The sequence below is a fragment of the Shinella fusca genome (genome assembly GCF_014203155.1).
GTDB classification, from domain to species: Bacteria; Pseudomonadota; Alphaproteobacteria; order Rhizobiales; family Rhizobiaceae; genus Shinella; species Shinella fusca.
The window spans coordinates 469,490-476,573 of sequence record NZ_JACHIK010000002.1; the positions used below are offsets into that span (position 1 = coordinate 469,490).

Consider the following 7,084-nt stretch of genomic DNA (forward strand, 5'->3'; position numbering starts at 1 on the left):
ATGGCGCACATTACAGACACACCGGCCGCAAAAGCCGACACCTCGCTTTCCAGAAGCTTCTACACGACGACATGGCGCTGGCATTTTTATGCCGGGCTCTATGTCGTGCCTTTCATGATCATGCTCGCTGTGACCGGGATGATCATGCTCTGGTCTTCCGTTCTCGTCGGGCGCGACGGGGAAAGATATCATTCCGTCGCGCCGGCCGGACAGACGCTCGCGGTTTCGGCGCAGGCCGACGCAGCGGCTTCCGCCGTTCCCGGCGGCACGCTCGTCCAGTACATCGTGCCGCGCACGCCGGCGGAACCGGCGGTCTTCCGCGTCAACACCGATACGCAGTCGATGATGGTCGCCGTCGATCCCTATCGCGGAACGGTGCTGGGAAGCTGGGAGCGCCGCAACGGCCTCTACGATCTCGCCAATGTCATCCACGGCACGCTGCTGATCGGCGATATCGGCGACCGGCTGATCGAGATCGCCGCCGGCTTCGCCATCGTGCTGATCGTCACCGGCATCTATCTGTGGTGGCCGCGCGACGGGCGCGGACTGGCGCGCTCGCTCGTTCCTCAATTCTCAGGCCGCAGTCGCCAGGTGTGGAAATCGCTGCACCAGACAGTCGGCATTTATATCTCCATCGTCATGCTCGCCTTCCTCGTCTCCGGCCTGTCATGGGCCGGCATCTGGGGGGAGAAGATGACGCAGGCCTGGAGCACCTTTCCGGCGGAAAAATGGGACAATGTGCCGCTCTCCGACGCCACCCATGCCAGCATGAACCATGGCGGCATCAAGCAGGTGCCGTGGACGCTGGAGCAGACGCCGATGCCGGCCTCCGGTTCCCATGCTGGACACGCGGCCATCGCGGCAGGCCAGCCGGTCGATGTCGACAGCGTGGTCGTCTTCGCCCGTTCCGCCGGTTTCGACGGCCGCTTCCAGCTTTCCTTCCCGAGTGGAGAGGACGGTGTCTGGACCATCGCCCGCGACACGATGAGCAACGACAGCGCCGATCCCCTGTCCGACCGCACCATGCATCTCGACCGCTACACCGGCAATGTGCTCGTCGATGTCGGCTTTGCCGATTACGGCCTCGCCGGAAAGGCAATGGCGGTCGGCATCGCTTTGCATGAGGGCGACATGGGCCTGTGGAACCTGACGCTCAACACGCTGCTCTGCCTCGCCATCATCTTCCTCTCGGTGAGCGGCGTCGTCATGTGGTGGAAGCGCCGTCCTTCCGGCGCGAACCGGCTCGTCGCGCCGGCCGTGCCGGAAAAACTCGGCCTGTGGAAAGGTGGTGCGCTGGTCATGCTGGCGGTATCGCTGCTGTTTCCGCTCACCGGCCTGGTTCTCGTGACCGTCCTTACCCTCGACATGCTGGTGATCCGGCATGTCAAGCCGCTCAAGCGCGCCCTCAGCTAAACGCATCCTTATCCGAATATTGTGGAGAAACCTCATGAAACGCACGCTTATCAACCTCCTCGTCGCCTTCGCCGCCGCCCTTCCGGGCGCGGCTTTCGCCCATGAATTCAAGGTCGGCGAGATCGCGATCGATCATCCCTGGTCCCGCGCTATGCTGCCGGGAGCCAAGGTCGGCGGCGGCTACCTGACGATCACCAATGGCGGCGATGGGGACCGGCTGGTCAGCGCAACCGCCGAACGCGCCGGAACCGTCCAGATTCACGAGATGAAGATGGACGGCGGCATCATGGTGATGCGGGAGATGAAGGGCGGCATCGCCGTCCCTGCTCACGGCACGCTCGAGCTGAAGCCGGGCGGCTATCACATCATGTTCATGAACGTCACCCAGTCCTTCAAGGAAGGCGAGGAGATCAAGGCGACGCTTGTGTTCGAAAAGGCCGGTCCGGTGGACGTCGAATTCGCCGTCGGTCCGGCGGGCGGTGGTGCCATGTCGCATGATGCACACGCCAAGGGGCATGGCGACCATGCTTCGGGGCATGACATGGCCGCCATGTCCGGCGATCCACAACAGGATATCCCGGCAAGGATGAAGGCGATCTTCGAGACGGCGGACAAGCCGCTTGCTGTCCAGCCGGTCGTTGTCGAGGGCGACTGGGCGATTGCCGGATGGACGCAGGACGGGCGGGGCGGCCGCGCGCTCCTGAAGGAAAAGGAAGGCGGCTGGAGTATCCACCTGTGCAGCGGCGATGGGCTGAAGCAGGCCGAAGCACTGAAGACGATGGGCCTTTCGGACGACGAGGCGGAAGCCATCGTCACAAAGCTCGCCGAGGCGGAAGAACATATCGATCCGCAGACGCTTGCCCTCTTCGCCAGCTTCGAGGGAACGATGATGGTCGAGGCGGACGATGCCGGCGCGCATGACCAGCACAAGGCGCATGGGGACCACAAGCCATGACGGAGCGCAACCCGTTCGTGCTGGCGGGAGGGATCGTTGCGACGCTGTTCGTGACGATCCTTGTCGGCGTCATCGTCTGGGTCGCGGTGGATACGCCGCGACCCGGCCCGTTCAATGCGAGATTCTCGCTCGTCGACGACCGGGGCAATCCTGTCGATCAATCACTGTTCAAGGGGAGCCCGTCGCTGGTCTATTTCGGCTAAACCCATTGCCCGGAAGTCTGCCCGACGACGCTTTATGAGGTGGCCGGCTATCTCAAGGCGCTCGGACCGGAAGGTGAAGGCGTTAAAGCTTATTTCTTCTCCATCGATCCGGAGCGCGACACGCCTGACGTCATACATGGCTATGTCACCGCCTTCACCGACCGGATCACCGGCATCACCGGCAAGCCGGAGGAGATGAAGAAGGTGATCGACGGCTGGATGGTGCATGCATCGCGCCTGCCGAGCGAGGACGGTGACTATCACATGAGCCACACCACATCCCTGCTGCTGATCGGAGCGGATGGCCGCCTCAAAGGCCTGCTGTCCTACGGCGCAGACCAGAAGGAAGCTCTCGACAAAATCCGCAGCACGCTTTTGCGCCACGTCTGAACGGCATCGCCGCAGGGCGCGCCTCTATCGCAACGATATTCACATTGAAGGACACCCCATGAGAAAGCTACTTCTCGCCACCGCCGTCGGCCTCATTGCCCTGGCCGGACAAGCATTCGCCAATATTACCGTCACCGACGTGAAAGGCCGCACCGTCACGGTTCCGAAAGTGCCCGAGCGCATCGTTCTCGGCTTCTACTATGAAGACTATCTGGCGATCGGCGGTCCCGGCGCCATGGACAAGGTGGTCGCGCTGGCGCAGTCCACCTGGAAGGACTGGCGGCCGAAACAGTTCGCGGCCTACGAAAAGGTCTTTCCGGCGCTCGCCTCCATTCCCGATGTCGGCAATACCGAGGACAATACCTTCTCCGTCGAGAAGGTGATCGCCGCCAAGCCCGATCTCCTGATCCTCGGAGCATGGAATTACGATGCGCTCGGCGAGGGCGTGAAACAGATCGAGGCGGCGGGTATTCCGATCGTGACGCTCGACTACAATGCCCAGACCGTCGAGAAGCATGTCGTCTCCACTTTGGCGCTCGGCAAGCTTCTCGGCACGGAAGACCGCGCAGAGAAGCTTGCGGATAACTACAAACATGCCTTCGAGGATATCGAGGCGCGCATCGCCAAGGCGGGGCCGACCGAAAAGAAGGTCTATGTTGAACTGGCCCAGAAGGGACCGTCCGAGGTCGGCAATTCCTATGGCGACACCATGTGGGGCGCGCTGATCGACAAGCTCGGCGGCCACAACATCGCCAAGGGGCAAATCGGCAACTGGGGACCGTTAAGCCCGGAATACGTTCTGGCACAAAAGCCCGACCTGATCTTCCTCGGCGGTTCGGAATGGCTGAACAGGCCTGAAGCCGTTGCCGTAGGCTTCGGCGCCAATCCGGCCGTCGCCCGCGAGCGTATGGCAGCCTATCTCACGCGTCCGGGCTGGTCCGACCTCCCGGCCGCCGAGAACGGCGGCGTCCACGCCATCTATCACGGCGGGGCGCGCACGCTTTCGGACTACGTCTATGCGCAGTACATCGCCAAGCAGATCTATCCGGATGCGTTCAAGGATGTCGATCCGGCGCAGAACATCCGTGACTATTATGAGAAATGGCTGCCGGTGAAGGCCGATGGCGTCTTCGTTCTGCCTTACCGGACCGATCCGCAATGACAGGCGTACTTTCCGTCGAAGCTATGCGCGGCAGCTATCGCCGCGTATCGGCACGGCGCGCGGCGGCTATCCTCACCGCCGCGCTCGTCCTTGCCGTCCTGATGATGCTCGACCTGACGACAGGCCCTTCGGGCATGCCGCTTGCCGACGTGCTGCACGGCCTTGCCGACGGCCCCCGGGGAGCGGATCGGTCTATAGCCACCATCCTCTGGCAGTTGCGCATGCCGCAGACGCTGATGGGTGCGCTGGTCGGCGGTTGCCTCGGACTTGCGGGGCTCCAGATGCAGACGATCCTCGGCAATCCGCTGGCAAGCCCGTTCACGCTGGGCTTTTCCGCTGCTGCGGGCTTCGGCGCGGCGCTCGCCATCATGTACGGGGGCCTCGTTCCCCTGCCTTCTTATCTCGTCATACCGGCATCGGCCTTCGCCATGACGCTCGTCGCCTGCGGCCTTATCTATCTGGTCGCGCGGCTGCGTAGCGCCTCGCCGGAAATCCTCGTGCTCGGCGGTATCGCCGTGTTGTTCTTTTTCCAGTCTGTGCAGTCTCTCCTGCAATTCCTCGCCTCGCCGGAAGTGTTGCAGCAGATCGTCTTCTGGCTGTTCGGCTCCCTGCTGAAATCGACGTGGACAAGCGTCGCCGTTACCGGGGCGATCTTCCTTGCCAGCCTACCTTTTGTCCTGCGCGACACCTGGGCGCTGACGACGCTCCGGCTCGGCGACGCAAATGCCGTGAGCCTCGGTCTTTCGGTGGATGCGGTGCGGCGGCGAACGTTTCTGATCGTCGCGCTGCTAACGGCGGCAGCCGTTTCCTTCGTCGGTACCATCGGCTTCGTCGGGCTGATCGCGCCGCATGCCGCCCGCGCGCTGGTCGGTGAGGACCATCGCTTTGCCCTGCCGCTGTCGGCGCTCACCGGAGCAATCATTCTGATCGGCGCTTCGGTGTTCGGCAAGTTCATCTCGCCCGGCGCGGCCATACCGGTCGGCATCATCACCGCCGTCGCGGGCGTGCCGATGCTCTTCGCGATCATCGCGCGGCGCGGCAGAAATGGTGGGGTCTAGATGGGACTGCATCTCGAAAATGTCAGCATCGCCCGCGGACGCAGCAGGATTCTTGAAGGTGTCACCGGACGGCTGGCGGAAGGCCAGATCGTCGGCCTCGTCGGCCCGAACGGCACGGGCAAATCGACACTGATCAACGCCATCGCAACGCTTTTGCCTTTCTCTGGCATTGTCCGCTGGCGAGGAGAGCCCGTCCGCCTGGGGGAAATCGGCTATATGCCGCAGCATAGCCAGGTGCGCGCCGACCTGACCGTCGTTGAAACCGTGCTGCTCGGCAGACACGAGAGGCTCGGCTGGCGGGTCGACAACGGCGATGTCGACGCCGCCATATTCGTGCTGGAGGAGTTCGGCATAGCCCATCTCCATGCCCGCCAGATGAACACGCTGTCCGGCGGCCAGCAGCAGCTCGTCCTGCTGGCCCAGCGTCTCCTGCGCGAACCGAAGCTGCTGCTGCTGGACGAGGCGACCAGCGCCCTCGACATCCGCCACCAGATGCAGGTGTTCGACCGGCTGCGCGCCTATGTCGAGCGCACCGGCGCGCTTGTCATCATCGCCATCCATGACCTCAATCTTGCCGCCCGCCATACGAATACGATCATGCTGCTCGATCGCGGCCGCGCTGCCGGGATCGGCCCGTTCGGCTCGGTCCTGCATGAGGACATGTTGAGAAACGTCTATGGCATCGACGCTGAAATCCTTGTCTCAAGGTCAGGACACACCGTCATCCTGCCGCTCGGCGCGGTGGAGGGCCGCGGATGAATTCGTTGCAATATTGCTCTTCGAGACAGCCCGAAGTGAGGCGTATCACGGGAAGTCGATGCGCTTTGCCGCAGGCCGGTTTCGTTGTTCTGAAAATGTCGTGATGTTACCGTTTAGATCGGAGGTGGGACGTGGATCAGACAGCGCATAGGCGAGGATCGGCAGTCGCATTTGTCGCGATTTGCGTTCTCGTGCTGCAATCTTTCCTGTCCGCGTGGGCGAGCGCAGCAATGGCGGCGACGCCGACGCTGGACGCCTTCGGCAATCCGCTTTGCATCACCAGCATCGATCATGACGGCACGTCGCCGCCCGGCGATCATTCGGCGCTGCCGAATTGCTGCACACTTGGCTGCAACATGCCATCGCACCTGCTCGCCGCAGATCCATCCGGCGATACCGGGTTGCGATGGTCGCTGTCTTCCGACGACATTCGCTTCGATCTCGCCCAGTCGTTTCATATCCATGGCCCGGAGCATAATCCAGGCAGTCCCCGTGCTCCCCCTCTGACGGCATGATCCAACCGGCTTGACGTCATCGCGCGCTGGCTTCCGTCAGATTCGGTCCGTGCGCCTCGCGCATCGGACGTCACTGGAGCGTTCAATCATGGGCAATTCCGTTCGCGATGATCCCATTCGCGACGCTGCGGGTTGCAGCCATCCACCGGGATCGCAATGCGCATGAAACGCCCGCCAACATGATTCAATACATGGGAAAGGAATATCCGATGAAATCCTTGAAGATAATGTTCTCTGCCACCGCACTTGCAGCTGCCCTTTGCTGTCAATCGGCATGGAATAAGGGGTCTGACTCAATCTCGATGATGTTTTGCATTCTGCTGGCCTGATTTCCAATGTGGAATCAGCGCCATGCGAGCCCAGTTTAGACTTTCCGATCTGATCCCTGCCGAGTTGAACGTAAAGGCAGTGCACCACAGCTCAGATGCGATCGTTGTCACCGCATATGGTCGGTCTCGAGATTGCAGGTGTCCTGAATGCGGTACGATCTCCCATCGTATTCATAGCCGCTATCCTCGGATGATCGTGAGCGCAACGAACACCCCACCTTTTAACGGCGCGATTTGGGCTTGAGATTCTGCTCGTTGATTTGGAAGGACGATTTTTCAATGGACGAGCGGAACGATGGT

General features: G+C 62.1%; 7 protein-coding genes and 1 pseudogene. All 8 read left to right on the forward strand.

Features of this window, described 5'->3' with window-relative positions:
- The 8 genes and pseudogenes from HNQ66_RS04490 (at window position 1) to HNQ66_RS04520 (ending at window position 6,455) form a co-directional block, all read left to right on the forward strand.
- Window positions 1–1,413 carry a PepSY-associated TM helix domain-containing protein gene (locus HNQ66_RS04490; RefSeq protein ID WP_184141292.1) on the forward strand — a complete coding sequence of 471 codons (1,413 nt, stop codon included), beginning with the start codon at window positions 1–3 and terminating at the stop codon, window positions 1,411–1,413.
- Window positions 1,414–1,447: 34 nt separating this feature from the next.
- A complete protein-coding gene (locus HNQ66_RS04495; protein ID WP_184141294.1) occupies window positions 1,448–2,368 on the forward strand; it encodes a copper uptake system-associated protein in 921 nt (306 codons plus the stop codon).
- A complete protein-coding gene (locus HNQ66_RS23525; protein WP_246434181.1) occupies window positions 2,365–2,571 on the forward strand; it encodes an SCO family protein in 207 nt (68 codons plus the stop codon). The genes HNQ66_RS04495 and HNQ66_RS23525 overlap by 4 nt, the downstream gene beginning before the upstream one ends.
- Before the next feature lie 12 nt (window positions 2,572–2,583).
- A pseudogene (locus HNQ66_RS23530) lies at window positions 2,584–2,961 on the forward strand (SCO family protein); the annotation flags it as partial.
- Between the two features lie 58 nt (window positions 2,962–3,019).
- Window positions 3,020–4,123, forward strand: coding sequence for an ABC transporter substrate-binding protein (locus tag HNQ66_RS04505; RefSeq protein WP_184141295.1), 1,104 nt, complete (start codon window positions 3,020–3,022; stop codon window positions 4,121–4,123).
- A complete protein-coding gene (locus HNQ66_RS04510) occupies window positions 4,120–5,181 on the forward strand; it encodes a FecCD family ABC transporter permease (RefSeq protein WP_210308669.1) in 1,062 nt (353 codons plus the stop codon). Before HNQ66_RS04505 ends, HNQ66_RS04510 begins: the two co-directional genes overlap by 4 nt.
- Window positions 5,182–5,940: an ABC transporter ATP-binding protein gene (locus tag HNQ66_RS04515; RefSeq protein ID WP_184141296.1), complete on the forward strand. Its 759-nt coding sequence runs from the start codon at window positions 5,182–5,184 to the stop codon at window positions 5,938–5,940.
- Window positions 5,941–6,071: 131 nt separating this feature from the next.
- Window positions 6,072–6,455 carry a hypothetical protein gene (locus HNQ66_RS04520; protein ID WP_184141297.1) on the forward strand — a complete coding sequence of 128 codons (384 nt, stop codon included), beginning with the start codon at window positions 6,072–6,074 and terminating at the stop codon, window positions 6,453–6,455.
- Window positions 6,456–7,084: the final 629 nt, after the last annotated feature.

Coding starts and splice junctions, on each gene's coding strand:
- HNQ66_RS04490 (WP_184141292.1), top strand. CDS start 1: ATGGCGCACATTACAGACACACCGGCCGCAAAAGCCGACACCTCGCTT.
- HNQ66_RS04495 (WP_184141294.1), top strand. CDS start 1,448: ATGAAACGCACGCTTATCAACCTCCTCGTCGCCTTCGCCGCCGCCCTT.
- HNQ66_RS23525 (WP_246434181.1), top strand. CDS start 2,365: ATGACGGAGCGCAACCCGTTCGTGCTGGCGGGAGGGATCGTTGCGACG.
- HNQ66_RS04505 (WP_184141295.1), top strand. CDS start 3,020: ATGAGAAAGCTACTTCTCGCCACCGCCGTCGGCCTCATTGCCCTGGCC.
- HNQ66_RS04510 (WP_210308669.1), top strand. CDS start 4,120: ATGACAGGCGTACTTTCCGTCGAAGCTATGCGCGGCAGCTATCGCCGC.
- HNQ66_RS04515 (WP_184141296.1), top strand. CDS start 5,182: ATGGGACTGCATCTCGAAAATGTCAGCATCGCCCGCGGACGCAGCAGG.